General features: G+C 34.7%; 15 protein-coding genes. 4 read left to right on the top strand and 11 right to left on the bottom strand.

Annotated features, from left to right (window positions below; genetic code table 11):
* Positions 1–12: 12 nt before the first annotated feature.
* The 5 genes from ABJD27_RS08705 to ABJD27_RS08725 all read right to left on the bottom strand — a co-directional run bounded on the left by ABJD27_RS08705 (position 13) and on the right by ABJD27_RS08725 (position 7,413).
* Positions 13–396 (bottom strand): TraR/DksA C4-type zinc finger protein, encoded by a 384-nt coding sequence (locus tag ABJD27_RS08705; RefSeq protein ID WP_348173959.1) that lies wholly within the window; start codon positions 394–396, stop codon positions 13–15.
* Positions 397–398: 2 nt separating this feature from the next.
* A complete protein-coding gene (gene ileS, locus ABJD27_RS08710; RefSeq protein WP_348173957.1) occupies positions 399–3,866 on the bottom strand; it encodes an isoleucine--tRNA ligase in 3,468 nt (1,155 codons plus the stop codon).
* A 218-nt stretch (positions 3,867–4,084) separates the two neighbouring features.
* The gene (locus ABJD27_RS08715; RefSeq protein ID WP_348173955.1) at positions 4,085–5,155 is read right to left on the bottom strand and encodes a hypothetical protein; all 1,071 of its coding nucleotides are present in this window, start codon (positions 5,153–5,155) and stop codon (positions 4,085–4,087) included.
* 238 nt (positions 5,156–5,393) lie between these two features.
* On the bottom strand, positions 5,394–6,446 hold the full coding sequence (locus ABJD27_RS08720) for a hypothetical protein (RefSeq protein ID WP_348173953.1): 1,053 nt from the start codon (positions 6,444–6,446) through the stop codon (positions 5,394–5,396).
* 376 nt (positions 6,447–6,822) lie between these two features.
* The gene (locus ABJD27_RS08725; RefSeq protein WP_348173951.1) at positions 6,823–7,413 is read right to left on the bottom strand and encodes a carboxymuconolactone decarboxylase family protein; all 591 of its coding nucleotides are present in this window, start codon (positions 7,411–7,413) and stop codon (positions 6,823–6,825) included.
* A 214-nt stretch (positions 7,414–7,627) separates the two neighbouring features.
* Here ABJD27_RS08725 and ABJD27_RS08730 point away from each other — a divergent pair, with 214 nt between their 5' ends.
* From ABJD27_RS08730 to recJ, 3 genes are read left to right on the top strand one after another with little or no spacing between them, the layout of a single operon-like run.
* Positions 7,628–8,059: an OsmC family protein gene (locus ABJD27_RS08730; protein WP_348173949.1), complete on the top strand. Its 432-nt coding sequence runs from the start codon at positions 7,628–7,630 to the stop codon at positions 8,057–8,059.
* 22 nt (positions 8,060–8,081) lie between these two features.
* On the top strand, positions 8,082–9,680 hold the full coding sequence (locus tag ABJD27_RS08735) for an SPOR domain-containing protein (RefSeq protein WP_348173947.1): 1,599 nt from the start codon (positions 8,082–8,084) through the stop codon (positions 9,678–9,680).
* Positions 9,681–9,683: 3 nt separating this feature from the next.
* Complete coding sequence (gene recJ, locus ABJD27_RS08740; RefSeq protein WP_348173945.1) at positions 9,684–11,375, top strand: single-stranded-DNA-specific exonuclease RecJ; 1,692 nt, start codon at positions 9,684–9,686, stop codon at positions 11,373–11,375.
* 26 nt (positions 11,376–11,401) lie between these two features.
* Here the strand turns inward: recJ and ABJD27_RS08745 are convergent, their stop codons facing one another.
* The 4 genes from ABJD27_RS08745 to trpS all read right to left on the bottom strand — a co-directional run bounded on the left by ABJD27_RS08745 (position 11,402) and on the right by trpS (position 14,743).
* Positions 11,402–12,262, bottom strand: a complete 861-nt coding sequence (locus tag ABJD27_RS08745; protein ID WP_348173944.1) for an alpha/beta hydrolase — start codon at positions 12,260–12,262, stop codon at positions 11,402–11,404.
* Between the two features lie 105 nt (positions 12,263–12,367).
* Positions 12,368–13,135, bottom strand: coding sequence for a UDP-2,3-diacylglucosamine diphosphatase (locus ABJD27_RS08750; protein WP_348173942.1), 768 nt, complete (start codon positions 13,133–13,135; stop codon positions 12,368–12,370).
* Between the two features lie 3 nt (positions 13,136–13,138).
* Positions 13,139–13,588, bottom strand: coding sequence for a 6-carboxytetrahydropterin synthase (locus ABJD27_RS08755; RefSeq protein ID WP_348173940.1), 450 nt, complete (start codon positions 13,586–13,588; stop codon positions 13,139–13,141).
* 183 nt (positions 13,589–13,771) lie between these two features.
* Positions 13,772–14,743, bottom strand: coding sequence for a tryptophan--tRNA ligase (gene trpS, locus ABJD27_RS08760; RefSeq protein WP_348173938.1), 972 nt, complete (start codon positions 14,741–14,743; stop codon positions 13,772–13,774).
* Positions 14,744–14,890: 147 nt separating this feature from the next.
* On the opposite strand from trpS, the gene ABJD27_RS08765 reads away from it, so the two are divergent.
* Positions 14,891–15,637: a lysophospholipid acyltransferase family protein gene (locus ABJD27_RS08765; RefSeq protein WP_348173936.1), complete on the top strand. Its 747-nt coding sequence runs from the start codon at positions 14,891–14,893 to the stop codon at positions 15,635–15,637.
* Between the two features lie 111 nt (positions 15,638–15,748).
* On the opposite strand, the gene ABJD27_RS08770 is transcribed toward ABJD27_RS08765, so the two are convergent.
* Positions 15,749–17,299 carry a hypothetical protein gene (locus ABJD27_RS08770; protein WP_348202030.1) on the bottom strand — a complete coding sequence of 517 codons (1,551 nt, stop codon included), beginning with the start codon at positions 17,297–17,299 and terminating at the stop codon, positions 15,749–15,751.
* Positions 17,296–17,844: a sigma-70 family RNA polymerase sigma factor gene (locus tag ABJD27_RS08775; RefSeq protein ID WP_348167614.1), complete on the bottom strand. Its 549-nt coding sequence runs from the start codon at positions 17,842–17,844 to the stop codon at positions 17,296–17,298. The genes ABJD27_RS08770 and ABJD27_RS08775 overlap by 4 nt, the downstream gene beginning before the upstream one ends.
* Positions 17,845–17,847: the final 3 nt, after the last annotated feature.

Raw genomic sequence — 17,847 nt, forward strand, 5'->3', positions numbered from 1 at the left:
CTATGTTATTTTTTAACTCTGCATATTCTTTGCTTCTATACTGAGTGTTGCATGAGGTACAAGTTTTAATCGCTCTGGATTAATAAGCTTTCCTGTTACACGACATATCCCGTATGTTTTATTATTAATACGTGTAAGTGCATTTTTGAGGTCTCTAATAAATTTTTCTTGCCTAATAGCAAGAGCGCTATTTGCCTCTTTACTCATTGTTGCACTTCCTTCTTCAAAAGATTTAAAAGTAGGAGAGGTGTCATCGGTTCCATTTGTTCCGCTATTGAGGTATGCACTCTTGATTAATTCTAAATCATGTTGTGCATTGTCAATTTTTGCTTGTATCAGTACACGGAAATCTTCTAGTTCCGCATCATTATATCTTTGTCCTTTTGTGTCTGGCATACTTAATGTTTTGATATGGTTAAATATGTAATTATATTATCAAAGCTTATTTCAAGCCCATTTGTTATTTTTTCTACTACTTCTATAGAGTCTGCTAGTGTTTCTGCTTTTATATAGTCTGCATTGTTTTTAACCGTTTGCTCAATAAGAGGTTCTTGTTGTAAAACAATATCTATACGATCTGTCACTTCAAATCCAGAATCTTTACGGAGATTCTGTATACGGTTTACCAATTCTCGTGCCACACCTTCTTTCTGAAGATCTTCTGTAATGGTAATATCTAAGGCTACCGTCATCCCATTCTGACTTGCTACTAACCATCCATCTATATCTTGTGATAAAATCTCTACGTCGCTCGATTCTAAAATAGTCATTTTTCCATTAATTTCTACTTCAATCTTACCATCTCGTTCAATTTTTGCTATCTCATCGCTCCCAAACCCTTGTATAGCGCTAGAAATCAATTTCATATCTTTTCCAAAACGTGGTCCTAAAACCTTAAAATTAGGCTTTATTTGTTTAACTAAAATTCCAGAATCATCACTTATAAGCTCTATTTCTTTAACATTTACCTCTGATTTTATAAGGTCTGCTACAGCTAGAATTTCTTCTTTATCTGTCTCGGTCAATACAGGAATCATAATACGTTGTAATGGCTGACGTACTTTAATCTTCTCTTTTGCACGAAGTGACAACACTAATGAACTAGCTGTTTGAGCCTTCTCCATCTTGTGCTCTAACGACGTATCTATATAATTAGTATCACTTTTTGGAAAATGTGACAGATGTACACTGTCAAAATTTTCTTTTCCTGTTACTTTATTTAAATCTTTATACAAACGGTCCATAAAAAATGGTGCTACAGGAGCTGCAAGTTTTGCTACTTCTATAAGGCAGGTATACAGCGTTTGATATGCGCTTATTTTATCTGTTTCGTATGATCCTTTCCAGAACCTCCTACGACTTAATCGCACAAACCAGTTAGATAAATTCTCTTGTACAAAAGTATCTATCGCTCTTGTTGCTTTGGTAGGTTCATATTCTGAATAAAACTTATCTACTCTAGCAATAAGGGTATGAAGTTCAGAAAGTACCCAACGATCTATTTCTGGACGTTCTTGTAATGGTATTTCTTCTTCTGTATATGCAAAATTATCTAGATTTGCATAGAGTACAAAGAAGCCATATGTATTATAAAGTGTTCCAAAAAACTTACGTTTTACTTCTTCAATTCCTGGTGAAAATTCTTCAAAATCTTCTCCTTTACTCGAATCGGGTTTTTCCCACGAAAACTTTAAATTATCCCAAGGGTTTGCGTTACTTATCATATACCAACGCGTTGCATCTGGACCGTACTTAGACAGCGTCGTAAATGGATCTACAGCATTGCCTAAACGCTTAGACATTTTCTGTCCATTTTTATCTAGCACAAGGCCATTAGACACCACGTTTTTATAAGCAACATCATCAAAAATCATCGTCCCTATAGCGTGTAATGTATAAAACCATCCACGTGTTTGATCTACACCTTCTGCAATAAAATCTGCTTTACGCCACGTATCTTCAACAAGTTCTTTGTTTTCAAATGGGTAATGCCATTGTGCATATGGCATAGATCCAGAATCAAACCATACATCTATAAGATCACTCTCACGATTCATAGCCTGCCCAGAAGGCGATACTAATACAATACGATCTACTACATTTTTATGAAGGTCTACAAGTTCATAATTTTCTTCACTCATATCTCCTACAGCAAATCCTTCAAAAGGATCGCTATTCATAATACCAGCATCTAGTGATTTTTGGATCTCTTCTTTAAGCTCTTTTATAGAACCTATGATGATTTCTTCTTTACCATCTTCTGTTCGCCAGATAGGTAATGGGATTCCCCAAAAACGACTACGAGATAAGTTCCAGTCATTTGCATTTGCTAGCCAATTTCCAAAACGTCCTTCTCCAGTTGCTTTAGGTTTCCAGTTTATTCCTAGATTAAGCTCATGCATACGATCTTTAAAATCGGTTACTTTGATAAACCAAGAGTCTAATGGGTAATACAACACAGGTTTATCTGTACGCCAACAGTGTGGGTAACTGTGCACATACTTTTCTACCTTAAATGCTTTATTTTCTTCTTTAAGGCGGATTGCAAGCTCGACATCCATTGATTTTTCTGGAGCTTCCCCATCAGTATAGTATTCATTTTTGATGTACTTATTCCCAAATTCTTTCATTTCTGGGCGAAACCTTCCTTGTAAATCTACAAGTGGAACTAAGTTATCATTTTCGTCTTTGATTAATAATGGCGGAACTTCAGGAGATGCTTGTTTTGCTACCATGGCATCATCTGCTCCAAAAGTAGGTGCTGTATGCACAATTCCTGTTCCGTCTTCTGTCGTCACAAAATCTCCTGCAATTACTCGAAAAGCATCTTGAGGATTGTCATGTGGTGCTACAAAATCAAATAACTGTTCATAACGTAATTCTAAAAGGTCAGCTCCTTTAAATTCACGGGTTACTAGGTATGGAATCTTCTTATCTCCTTCTTTATATGTTTCTAAGTCTGCTTTCGCGAAAGCGGTATCACCTCCAATTTCATAAAACTTGCCAGAAAATTGCTTCCCTACCAATGCTTTAGCCAGGATCACTTTGATAGGCTCAAACGTATATTGATTGTATGTCTCTACAAGGACATAATCTATCTTCTTTCCAACAGTAAGTGCGGTGTTAGAAGGTAATGTCCAAGGAGTGGTTGTCCAAGCGATAAAATAGGTTTGTCCATCTGCCAATTCTTTTGCAAGTGGATTATTTCCTTCTCCTGTCATTTTAAACTGAGCTACCACGGTAGTGTCCGTCACATCTCGATAACATCCTGGTTGGTTAAGTTCATGAGAGCTTAATCCTGTTCCTGCTTTAGGAGAATAAGGCTGGATAGAATATCCTTTGTATAATAAATCTTTATTATATACTTGTTTTAGGAGCCACCAAACGGTCTCCATATATTTGGATTTATAGGTCACATATGGGTCTGTCATATCTACCCAATAGCCCATCTTCTCTGTAAGGTCATTCCAGATATCAGTATAACGCATCACGGCTTTTTTACAAGCCTCATTATACTCCTCTATCGTAATTTTTGTGCCGATATCTTCTTTGGTAATTCCGAGTTCTTTCTCAACACCTAATTCTACTGGAAGTCCATGCGTATCCCATCCTGCTTTACGCTTTACTTGAAAACCTTTCATGGTTTTGTAACGCGGAAAAATATCTTTTATAGATCTCGCAAGTACGTGATGTACACCTGGTAATCCGTTTGCCGAAGGAGGCCCTTCAAAAAACACATAAGGTTTTGCTCCTTCACGAGTGGTGACACTCTTTTCAAACACGTTATTCTCTTTCCAAAAAGCAAGTACCTCATCGGCTACTTTTGGAAGGTTTAATCCTTTATATTCAGTGAACTTAGCGCTCATGGTATTTTCTTTTTAATAAGGGTGCGAATTTACGGAATTTGAAGGAGAAATAATACACCTTATTACGTTAAGCGATGTAACTATATATACTAGGTATATTCATTAAAAAAAGAAATACTCTTTGAATTTAAATTCAAAGAGTATTTCTAGTAGGTAAGAGACACTTTTTAAAAGCATTTCTTATGGGTATTATTTTATAATAAACTACTATAAAGTTTTTATTTATTAGCCTGCAAAGCGTTTTTAAAATCTTGTATTGTCTCTGTTGTTCTTGTGGGTGGCGTAAATGCATCATCCTCAAATGCAATAGTTCCTGAATGACCGTTCCATTCCCAAACACCTTGTACTCCAAAAGAGACATAACAACCAATAGCTGGATTTGCACCTGTTAAGTCAACATTAAAAAGGCCTACTGTTTGCCCGTTAGCATTGCTTACCATTGTGCTTACTCCTATAGAGTAAGAAGCATTTATATCTCCAATAGGAAGTGTTTGACCTTGAGCCCAAAATTCATTTCCAGATAGTGCATTATTTGGGTCTCCAAACCTAGCAAAAATGGGAGTAAATGTCTGAACAGTGCCAACAAAACAACTCCAATCAAAAGGTTCAATAGTCGTATCTGTAAACATAGCTCCCGTAGGTCCTACTGTACACGTTTGCGTCAGGACGGGTAATCCAAGAATAGGATCTAAAGTACCGTCAGTCATTAAATCCCAAGTCCCAGCAAATGTAGCATCACCAGTATCTACATAGGTGCCTAAAGCAACATCTGCTCTTTGGTCACTACGGTCTTTTACGGTTTGAATATAACTCTCTTTGTTATCTATAACAACTTGAGTGGCTACGGGGTGATTATAATCAGACACATCATAGGTAAATGAACCTCTCTCTCCAATAAATGATATTGTAGAGAATGATGTTATAGACGAACCCCTTCCCATATTTGCAAAAAAGGATAGTTTATCTCCTGTATTAGTAACAACCGTTGCATTGTATTTACCATCATTTTCTAGGTTGATCCAAATTCTACCATGAATCTCTGTGTCAGAAGAAACTACAATTCCGTGGTACATCCCCTTGGTATCTTCATTAAATCTTGCTTGTGGTAGTGTAATAATGGGATTAATCGCTCCTTTATACGTCCCTTTTATATCTGTAGATGCCTGTTCAGCAATAAGAATCTCTATGGTAATATCAAAATCTGAAGTTGTAATATCATGACTTACTTCGTCATTGCTACACGATAAACATATAGCAAAAACAAAAGCTCCAATAACTAATTTTTTCATCTTCATTTTTTTTTTGGTTAGTACTCAAATATAGCGCACTTTTTTTAAAGCCTCTCGTATGCGTTCTTGTCATCATTCAGAAATGTATAACCCATTACTACACAGTTATATCGACGTATGCAACCTTCTTAACAAGATATAATGAAACTTAAATACAATAAAAAACCTCCATAACAAAAATTTGTTATGGAGGTTTTAATAGTATAAAAAGAATACTTTTTATTTATAACAATAGTTCTTATTCTTGAAAAGTCATTCCAGACATTGCTTCTTTAAATCCTTCGTAATCTATATTTTCTACAGCTCTCATAGGAACGTCAAATGGATCATCAAAACTTGAAGTCCCTGAACGTCCATTCCAAAACCAAACTCCTTTTTCACCATCTATTGCATTACAACCAGCGACTGGAGGATCTGCAAAATCATTGTTATGCCATCCATGATTTGCAAAAGCAGTTCCATTGTTATCTACAAGAAAGCTACTTTGACCTAACCAGTATGTTAATGTAGCATTTCCTAAGGCAAACTGTTGATCTTGTGCCCAGAATTCATTACGTCCATTTGGCGTCGTCATAGGGTCTTCGTGTAAAAAGATAGGAGTTATAGGTCCAGAGGGTATAAAGAAACATGGGTATTCAAATGTTTCAAAATCAGTGTCTGAATATACATTCCCATTATTTGCAACTGTAATAACTATTTCTGTTAGATTAGGAAAACCAAATACATCTGCATTAGTACTTCCATCTGTCATCAAATCCCAAGTCCCTGAAATAATATTAGCAGGATCATCATTTGTTTCAAATGTCCCTAAGATAACTGCTGCACGTTGTCCTTCTCTATCTTTTAAAGCGGCAATGTGTGCTTCTTTAGAGTCTACAATCACATTAGTAGCTATTGGGTTTTCAATGTCTGTTACATCAAAATCAAAAGAACCTCTTTCTCCTGAAAAAGAAAATTTGGTTCCGTCACGACTCGTTGGGTTTCCTAAAAATCTAAATTTATCACCTTGATTAGAAACAACAGTAGCGTTATACTGTCCATCATTATTGATGTTTATCCAAACTTTTGCATGAAGCTGAGTATCTAATGTTACAAAAATCCCATGATAAAGACCTTCACTTGTGTTATTAAATCTACCATCTGGTTGAGCAGTTTCAGGGTTGAAATCTATTTGCTCAATAGTTACTTCTAAGTCTGTACTAGTATCATTGCTACTAATTATTTCTTCATCACTACAAGAAGCAAAAAAGACAGAAGCAAAAACACCTAAAAAAAGTATTTGTTTTCTCATTATTTTCATATTATTTATTCCAAAAAATCTCCCGTAAATATAGAATATAAAGGAGTTATAAGTTTCCAAAAAAACAGTCTAAGGGTTTTTTAACATTCTCATGTTTTTCATCCTAAAAAAATGCTTTTTGTAGATTTTTAAGGTTATTCTACGTAAGAATTATATGCCAAAATAAGAAAAAATTACGTTTTTACCGTACTATTTATAAGGTTTTTTATCATTTAATTGTCGTTTAAAAGTCTAAAAACTAATGATTAGCAGTAAGTAAAGCTTTATTTTTTGCTTTATATAAAAACAAAAAGTGTGAGAAAGATTGAACTTTCAGTTCATCTTTCTCACACAAAATGCTTATTTTTTTAAAGTCTATAAAAGCTTACTACACATGTTTTCCAACTTCAAAACCGTGCTTTCCTAAATATTGATCTCCACTTTCTATTGCATCACCTTCTAGTGTGGTGCCCATAGAATCATTCCAGCGATTAAGATATCCAAACAATGAGATTACTCCGAGCATTTCTACAATTTCTCCTTCATCCCAATATTTATATAATTCTTCCTTGATCTTAGCATCTACAGCATTGGGTATTTGACTTGCTGCAAGTGAAAAATCTAATGCAGCACGTTCTGCATCAGAAAAAGCTGTATGAGTACGATATTCCCATATATTATCTAGTTGTTCTTGTTCTGCTCCATAACGCTCTGCGGCGCGTATAGCATGTGCTTGGCAGTAACGGCATCCTGTTGCATTACTAGAAACCCAAGCGATCATTCGTTTTAGAGCAGAAGTCACATTGCCTTGATTTGCCATAACAGCTTTATTAAGGTTTATAAATGCTCGAGAAATATCTGGACGACGTTGCATTGTTAAAACTGAGTTTGGACAAAATCCTAATGTCTCATTAAAAAATGCTGCAAGTTCTTTTGTTGTTTCGTCGTGCTCAGCACTTAGTGGTGTTACTAATGGCATAATAGTATAATACGTTAAATTGTTTATTATTTAGTTATTTGTATAGTATATATAGTCGTATGATTCCTGTTTCTTTACTACAACTCTTTATAGGTCATAAAATAGTATATTCTATCTATACAGGTCTGTTAATTTATAAAATTAACGTCGCCTCTAAAGTACTAATTTCAATCTAGTTTTTGTACCTTCATTTCTTCCAATTAAAATTAAAACAATGGCATCACATACAGTTACGACTACCTACAAAAAAGACATGCAATTTGAAACCGATAGCCCTACTGGTTATAAAACATTAATAGATACTTCCCCAGAAAACGGAGGTCATAATGATGGTATGGGGCCCAAAGCTCTTATGTTATCTTCTCTTGCCGGATGTACAGGGTTAGACATCGTCTTTGTATTAAATAAAATGCGTGTTGACATTCCAAAATTTAAAATGGAAGTAAAAGGAGAACTTACCGAGGAACATCCTAAGTATTACCATAAAGTCTGGTTAGATTATCATTTTTATGGAGATAACTTAGACGAGACAAAAATTCAAAAAGCAGTTGACCTTTCAGAGAGTACATATTGTGGCGTTATGGAAATGTTTAGAAAATTTTCTACCTTAGAAGTTGGTGTACACTTTCATAAAGACAACGCCTAACTAATTATATTCCCCAAATCTTATGCGTCTTTTTTTTATCCCTATTTGCTTATTGTTGACTGTAACTCTTCCTGCTCAAAACAGTAAAGAGTTTACCAGAGTTAATGAATTTTATATACATGGGAATACTCAAGTTATAGGAAATAACAATGTAAGTAAGCACAAAAATAAAGCGATAGATGATAAAAAAGGTCTTAATGATGAGACCAAAATGAAATATGTAGATATAGATAATAATACTGCTACATATAACTCTAGTAGTGCTAATCTTACAATTCCTGAAGATGCTACATTACGTTATGCTGCATTATATTGGACAGCCACATATCCTACAAAAAAAGGAACTAAAGTAGCAAAAGGAAATCGTTATGTATATAAAGCAAACGGAGACCCTACAGAAGATATTCAAGAGATACAGTTAAAAGTTCCTGGCGCAGGTTATATTCCTATTAGAGGTGATTTAGTGTATGACGGAAAACAAGGAACTGTAAAAGGAATTACTTCTAGTAGACCCTATACATGTTATAAAGATATTACTGATATTATAAAGAATAACCAAACAATTAATGGCTCTTATAATGTTGCCAATATTGCTGCTACCCAAGGATATATATCTGGAGGAAGCTCTGCGGGCTGGATGCTATATGTTATCTATGAAAGAGACCAAGATCCACTTCAATATATAACGACTTATAATGGCTTTAATCATATTGATAAAAAAGGGGTCGCTATTGATTTTGGGAATTTTAAATCCCCAGAAAAAACAGAAACCAAAACAGCGGTCACTATAAGTGCTCTCGAAGGAGATCTTACACTAAAGAAAGATCAAATCGCGATTTATTATCCGGAAGAAAAAAAGTTTGTCACCTTAGATAATGACGTTAGAGCTTCCAGTAATTTTTTTAATAGTAGCATTACTATAGACAACACCTACTTCACAGATCGAGTTCCTAATAGCAAAAATACATTAGGGTTTGATATTGCAAAAATTACTATTCCCAATGAAATAAATAAGAGTATTGCGACAAGCAACAATGGTTTTAAATTACAATTTAAAACCAGAGCCGATAGGTATTATGTATATTTTGCAGCTTTTCAAACAACACTCAGTGAAACTTTTTATGAAGAGATCGTTGCAAATACAGCAGTAAAAACAGAAGAAAAGGAAGAAGAGGTAACATCACTTGAAGAAATTGTGACAACTCCTACTTCTACTCCTAAAGAGCTAGAAATAAATATAGAAACACCTGTTATAAAAGAAGAGATTTCTATTCAAGAAAAGCAGGAAGAAGTTCAAGTAATTCAAAAAGAAAAGACAGAAACTATAGATGACACACTTGTAGCCATCATTGATAAAAAACCTACAAAAGTCCCTGATGTATTGAGAGGATATTATATTATCTCAAATGTTTTTTCTTCAAAAACAAATGCAGATAGGTGGGCAGCCAAATTAAAAAACAAAGACATTCAATCTACTATTTTTAAAAGGCCTGAAAATAACTTTTATTACGTATCCATAGGAAATAACGAAGATCCTGTGTTGTTATACGAAGTACTAAAAAAAATGAGAAAAGATCAAGACCTCAAAGACGCCTGGATATTCAAAATAAATATACAGTAATGTATGCGATGGACCATCAAACCTATACCAGATTCTGAAAAAGCAAAAGCACTTTCTACATCTTTACAAGTTGACAAAACGGTGGCGCAACTGCTCATACAAAGAGGCATAGACAATTACGAAAAAGCAAAAACATTCTTTCGTCCTACTCTAGATGAGCTTCATGACCCTTTTCTAATGAAAGACATGGAGGAAGCAGTTGTTCGTATAGAACAAGCTATAACTCAAGGAGAAAATATTCTAGTATACGGAGATTATGATGTAGATGGAACCACTAGCGTAGCTTTAATGTCTTCCTATTTAAAAACAATACATCCCAATATAGCCACATATATACCAGACAGATATGCAGAAGGATATGGGGTTTCTTATATGGGTATAGACTATGCTTCAGATAATGACATGACACTTATCATTGCTTTAGACTGCGGCGTAAAAGCAATAGAAAAAGTAGCTTATGCTAAAGAAAAAGGAGTCGATTTTATCATTTGTGACCATCACAGACCTGGTCCTGAATTACCCGATGCTGTCGCTATTTTAGATCCAAAACGTGAAGATTGCGAGTATCCTTATGACGAACTATGTGGCTGTGGAGTTGGTTTTAAATTAATTAGTGCGCTTTCGCGAAAGCGTAATCAACCCTTTTCAGAACTACATCCTTATCTAGATCTTGTTGCCACAGCGATAGGGGCAGATATCGTACCTATCACTGGAGAAAATAGAATTCTTGCTTATTATGGCTTACAAGTTATAAATACGGCTCCCCGTGCTGGTTTTAAGGCAATCATCCAGCAACTCAAAAAAAATATATTAACCATTACAGATGTTGTTTTTATTATAGCTCCTCGTATCAATGCTGCTGGTCGTATGAAACATGGAAACCATGCAGTCACATTACTTATAGAGGAAGACTACGATATTGCATGTGAATATGCTTCAGAAATAGAACAATATAATGCCGATAGAAAAGAAGCCGACAAAGTCATCACCGAAGAAGCTCTCAAACAAATTAAAGACAATGATGAAACCTCCAGAAAAACAACCGTTGTTTATCAAGAAGATTGGCACAAAGGAGTAATCGGTATTGTTGCTTCTAGGCTTATTGAAACCTATTACCGACCAACACTAGTTTTTACAAAAAGTGGTGATATGCTCGCCGCGTCTGCAAGATCTGTAAAAGGGTTTGATGTATATAATGCTCTACATGAATGCAAGGATCATATAGAGCAATTCGGAGGTCACAAATATGCTGCAGGACTTACATTAAAAGAAGAAAACTATGAAGCATTCAAACAACGATTTGAAGAAGTAGTTTCTACTACTTGTCCAGAACAGTTACTTATTCCTGAAGTTACTATAGAATCAGAAATTAACCTTGAAGAGATTACTCCAAAGTTTTACCGTATCCTTAAACAATTTGCTCCTTTTGGTCCAGGAAATATGAGACCAATATTTATGACCAAAAATTTAATAGATACTGGATATGGCAAAAAAGTAGGTGCAGATCAAACACATCTTAAGATTACAGTAACACAAGGAAATAAAGGTAAACCTATAGGAGGTATAGGATTTAATATGGGAAATAAGTACGATCTTATTTCTAATAAAAAACCTTTTAATGTAGTCTATGCACTTGATGAAAATGAATGGAATGGAGCCGTAAGTTTACAATTACTCATTAAGGATATAAAATAATACCCCTCTAAAATAAAGTGTCTTAATTACTTTATAAACTCTAGAATCATTTGTGCGATCTCTTCTGGTTTTTCTTCTTGAATAAAGTGTTTTGCTTCAAGTAGATGTATATCTTCATCTTTAATATTTAAATCTTTTTGAAGTACTTCTTGTTGGGGTTCTAGTTTTAAAAAGGAATCGTTTTTACCCCAAATTATAGTAGCTGGTATATCCATCTTTTGAATCATAGGCTGATACTCAGGTAATGAATTACAGGTTTGAGTAAAGAAGTAATACATAGCACGTGTCTTACCCTCTTTAAGTGGTCGTTTATAACCCTCAACATCTATTTTGTTTAGATTATTCTCAGTAAGTCCTTCTTTAAAAAGCCCTTTTAACATGACATTAGTGGTGATTCCATTGCGATATCCCCACATTGCCATACGAGCCATAATTCCCGCCTCAAAACGAATAGGAGGGTCAAAGCCCTCTTCATAAATAATAGTGTTTAAAATCGCTAAGTTTTTAATTTTATCAGGAGCTTGTTCCATTAGTTCCCAAGTCCATAATCCCCCTGCATCATGCATCACATGAGTCCAAGAATCAATAGCAAGATGATTCATTAATTCTAACAATCGTTGTGCATGCATTTCTTCTGAGTAAATCTCATACCCTTTTGGAGAATCACTATTTCCAAAACCAAGCATATCCGGAGCAATGACACGATATCCTCCATCAACAAGAGGGTCAATCATTTTACGATATAACCATCCCGAAGTAGGAACCCCATGTAATAAAAGAATCACGGGTCCTTCTCCTTTATCTATATACTTAATAGCTCCTTCTGTCGTAGAAAACGATTGTTGTTGCGCTCTAAAAGTATCGTACGTTATTTGTTCTGATCTCATAGTCGTCGATTGATAAGGTTTACATGCCGTAAAAAATAAAACAATGGATAGTATAGTGAGGTAGTAACGCATAAACTCTTAATTTATAAAATATAAATATACACTTTAACCTTGTGACGGTTCAAACTCCTTTATAGAAAATAGCTCCCCATCAAAAACGCCATATGTATAATGATGAATCCAATCTCCTAAATTAAAATAGGTCGATGTCTCTCCAACTTTAATCTCCATAGGTAAATGACGATGTCCAAAAACAAAGTAATCATAATGCTCTGTTTCTAACTTACGCTTTGCATAGGTTGCTAACCATTCATTCTCTTCTCCAAGAAAAATGTGATCATCATCTCCAGAAATTAATTTATTCTTTACCGAAAAGTAATGTGCAATACGCATCCCAATATCCGGATGCCCCCATCTAAATATCCATTGAAAAAAACGTCCTCTAAACACTTTTTTCATACGTTTATATCCATTATCTCCAGGTCCTAAACCATCTCCATGTCCTAAAAAGAACTTTTTATCGTTTATCGTAAATACTTTAGGATTGTGATACACAGGAATTCCCAATTCATCTTCAAAGTAACCATTCATCCACAAATCATGATTTCCTACAAAAAAATAGATCTCTATCCCACTATCCCTAAATTCTGCCAGCTTCCCTAGGGTTCTTACAAATCCTTTAGGAACTACAGTGCGATACTCAAACCAAAAATCAAAAAGGTCTCCTAATAAAAATATAGCATGTGCGTCTGGACGAATCTCATCTAGCCATCTCAAAAATTTCTGCTCTCTAGGTCTACTCTCATTATGTGTAGGAGCTCCTAGATGATTGTCACTAGAAAAATAAACTTTCTTTCCTGCTGGAATATTCATAGGCTAATTGTCACTTGCAAACCACTCTGCATAACTCGTTCGAGTTTCTTGAAGTCGTAAAGAATGAAGTTGTATATGATCTGGAAGTAATGGTTGTATTTTTTGAGCAAAATCAATCACCATCATCTCACTCGTTGGTTGGTAATCTACCAATAATACATTATGTCCTCTTTCTGACAATTCTCTTGCGAGCTCGACATGAGGTGTATTTTTATTAAAAACCGTTGCATGATCAAAAACATCTACAATCTCTTGGTTTACAATTTTCTTTAAATCACCAAAATCGATTACCATTCCAAATTTCACATGGTTTGTATCAGAAATAGGAATTCCTATAACAGTTACACTAAGTTCATAACTATGACCGTGTACGTTTTTACACTTTCCATCATAGCCATATAAAGCATGACCTGTTTCAAATGTAAATTGTTTTGTAATGCGGATGTTTGCCATGGGTTCGCTTTCGCGAAAGCGTATTCTTATCGCTTTCTATTCTTTATTTTATTGTATAAAAATACGATAATTAATACGAGTGCAAGAAGTATAAATATGCCACTGCCACTCAAAAAATTCAAAATGTCCATACCTTCATTATTATAATATTGAGTAATCGTTATATGCCGAATCTAAAATCGACTAATAACCTACTTTGTTTCGCACTCTAGTCAACACATTATTTGCAACAACTTTTGCCTTTTCTGCCCCAATAACTAGTGCTGCATCTACCTCATCAAGGTTTGCCATATAATGGTTATAACGTTCTCGTTGCACTGCATATTTTTCTACAATCAGTTCATAAAACGCCTGCTTTGCATGTCCATATCCATAATTGCCTCCTTCATAATTTGCACGCATTTCTGCAATTTGCTCTGGAGAAGCTACTATTTTATATAAAGCAAATAAATTACACGTATCTGGATTCTTAGGTTCTTCTAACGGAGTACTATCCGTTTGAATTCCCATAATTTGCTTACGTAATTTCTTATCTGGCTGAAAAATATCTATGATATTCCCTTTGGATTTACTCATTTTTCCTCCATCTGTGCCAGGAACATACATGGTCTCCTCATTATGACTTGCTTCAGGAATCACAAAAACTTCACTCTTCATCACTGCATGGAAACGACTAGCAACGTCACGTGTTATTTCTAGGTGTTGTGCTTGATCTTTCCCAACTGGAACAACTTCTGCGTCATATAAGAGAATATCTGCAGCCATAAGCACAGGGTAATTAAATAGTCCTGTATTTACATCTTCTAGACGATCTGCTTTATCTTTAAAACTAGTCGCTAGTGTTAATCTTTTATAAGGGAAAAAACAGCTTAAATACCAAGAAAGCTCCGTTACTTGAGGAATATCACTTTGTCTATAAAAAACTGTTTTCTCTATATCCAAGCCAAAAGCAAGCCAAGTAGCGGCCGTACTATACGTGTTCTGCCTTAAAACGTCTCCATCTTTAATCTGAGTAAGCGAGTGCATATCTGCTATAAAGAGAAAAGAGTCATTTCCTGGAGCATTTGCCATCTCAATCGCTGGAATAATTGCTCCTAATAAGTTTCCTAAATGAGGCGTTCCCGTACTTTGTACGCCAGTTAATATTCTTGCCATAAATTATTGTATCACGATCGTGGACATCTATTGCTTTTGCCTTTTTATAAAGATATTCTTCTTTTAATTAAGGCTATTGTTAATAATATAAAGCAAAGTTACTTTTTTCTGAGCATAGGCTACTACCTTTTACTTATTTTTGACCTGATGAATTTTTTTAGAAAAATAGGAATTGCACTTTGGAGGATATGGTTTTATATTTTAATGCTTGTTGTTATTCTTATATTATCTCCTTTACTCATCATTAGTGTCTTAAAAGAAACGTGGTATCCTTTCTTTTTTAAACTAGCTCGTATTTGGGCAAGAGTCATTATGTTCTGCATGGGTTTTTATCCTAGTATCAAAAGAGAACAATCTTTTAAAAAGGGAGAAAGTTATATGCTGGTATCTAATCATGCTTCTATGCTAGATATTATGTTAATGCTTCACGTTTCAAAAAACCCTTTTGTTTTTGTAGGAAAGGCAGAACTTGCAAAAATTCCACTTTTTGGATTTTTTTATAAACGAACTTGCATCCTTGTAGATCGTGGTAATGCCCGTAGTCGCAAAGCTGTTTTTGACCAAGCTCAAAAAAGACTTACACAAGGCTTAAGTATTTGTATTTTTCCTGAAGGAGGTGTTCCAAATGATACATCTATCACACTAGATAGCTTTAAAGATGGTGCTTTTAGACTTGCTATTGATCATCAAATAGCGATTATTCCTATGGTTTTTTATGATAATAAGAAGTTGTTTCCATATCAATTTTATGAAGGCGGGCCTGGTAAAATGAGAGCAAAAGTACTTTCATTTATTCCTACTCAAGGAATGGATCAAAGTCATAAAAAAGAGCTTAGAGAAAAAACACGTATTGTTATTTTAAAAGAATTAGAAAACACGCTTAATATACCCTAATATATATACATGTAAAAGGCGTCGTAACCAGCGACGCCTTTCTGTAATTATTGCTTATCGCAACAACTAACCTAACCAACTAAAAAACTAACCTAACGGCAAGTGTTTTTTCTAGAAGCGATAATTCACTCCTGTATATATTCCTACGTAGTATGGCTTAAATTCTCCAACGCTATTACTATAAGCGTTAAGTTGATATTTAAGAGATGGTTCTACGTTTATTTTTATTTTTTCTGTTACTTTATAATTAAGCCCTACACCTACATTTGTTGTAAAACTTACGTCATTAAGAGCATTGGAAGTTCCTAGATTTGTACGAAGTCCGTTAGATTCTAAAAAGACTTCATTGTTATTAAGTAATAACGTGCTTACTCCTCCTATAAGCTCAACTCCCAATCGTTTATCAGAAAGCACATATACTGCTTCTAGAGGGATTTCTATATATCCTACGTTTTGTTGAATTTCTCCATTAGAAACCGAATTACCTCCTTGTCCTAAACCATCTTCACTTATTGTTGGAGAAGATGAAGGGTCTACACGATCTGTAATATCTAAAAAACTTGCGCCTTGAGAAAAATCAATTCCCCTTAATGTACGAGCACTATTACTTGCTGTAAATGAAATATCTTGAGTGTTATAATTTAAGTCTACATTACTTACTCCTGTACGTACTTTGAATTTAGAGCTCACAGCATAACTTACTTGTACACCATAACTTAAATTTAAATCACTCGTTTTTGAATTATCTTTAAACTGAGGGTCTATACCAGAGCCTCCAAAATCACCATAAAACACAGGAGCTGCTACAGCGCCTACATCCCATCTTCTTCCTACAGCATCTTTCTCTTGGTCTTCATCTTCTTGCTCCTCATTTGCGGCAATACGAGCAGCTTCTTCTACAAGTGATTTCTTCTGATCATCTTGAACTTCTTCTTGATCTTCCTCTATACTTTTATTTTCAGTAGTCTCTGTGTTTTCTGTTGTTGCTGCTATTACTTCTCCAGTACTTTGATCTATAGTAACCGTAGGATCTATAAGATCAGATCGTTTTGGAGTTTCTTGCTCCCCTATTGTTACAGTAACATCTTCTGTAGAAGATTGTACAGACGTATTCCTTGGAGTATCTACAATTCCATGATTTGATTTCTGTTGATTTGTAGTTGTTGTTTTATTAGTACCCGTTACATCATTTTGAATGTTCCCATTTTTGGGGAAAAGACCTTCTTTTTCTTGATCACTAATGTTGGTAGGGGTTGTATTGCTTTTAGGGTCGCCTGTGTTTACTATTAACTCAGATGATGTATCTGATTGTAATGAATTATCTTCATTTTGATGTGCTTCATCTGCGGGAATAGAAGGGTCACTATCAGTTTTTACTACACTGGTATCTGAATTTCCTTCTTTTTCAGTTTGTACTAACCCTGGCTCGCTATTAAGAGTATCTCCTGAAGAAGAATTCCATACTATTGTTCCTGTTGTTATCAGTAACAATAATACTGCTGCAACACCACCAAGACGCCACCATATAATAGCAACCTTACGGTCTTCTTTTTTCTTTGCTTTTGCTGCGACAATATTTTTCCACACTTGATCACTAGGATGTGCTTCAAAATTTTTAAATTTCTCCTGAAAAAGCCTGTCTAGATTCTTTTTCTCTTTCATTTGGTTTGAAATTGACTTAAGGTATAGTCTTGACTTACCTCAATTTTATTTTTTAATATTTTACGAGCACGAGCCAAATTAGATTTAGACGTGCCTTCTGAAATTTCCAATAATCCAGAAATCTCTTTATGAGAATACCCATCAAGTATATAAAGGTTAAATACCATTCTATATCTATCTGGTAACTCTTGAATAATATGAAGTAAATAATCAAGAGGCACACTTTCTTCTTCTACCTCTACATCTACTTCACTTATATTCTCTTCATTAATCAAGTTAAGAACTCCTGTTTTCCGGTAACGTTGGAGTGCTGTATTGATTGCTATTCTTTTTAACCAACCTTCAAAAGAACCTTGGTGTTTATACTGAGCAACTTTATCAAAAATGATAATAAAAGCATCTTGCAGTATGTCTTCGGCATCTGCATAGCTAGAAGCATATTTTAAGCAAACCGAAAAAAGCGTACTAGCATAACGCTTGTATAACTCTTCTTGGGCTTTTGCATGTTTCTTTTTACAATTATCAATGAGTCGTTCTAAACTCAAAAT

This window comes from Dokdonia sp., assembly GCF_039945015.1.
Lineage (GTDB): Bacteria > Bacteroidota > Bacteroidia > Flavobacteriales > Flavobacteriaceae > Dokdonia.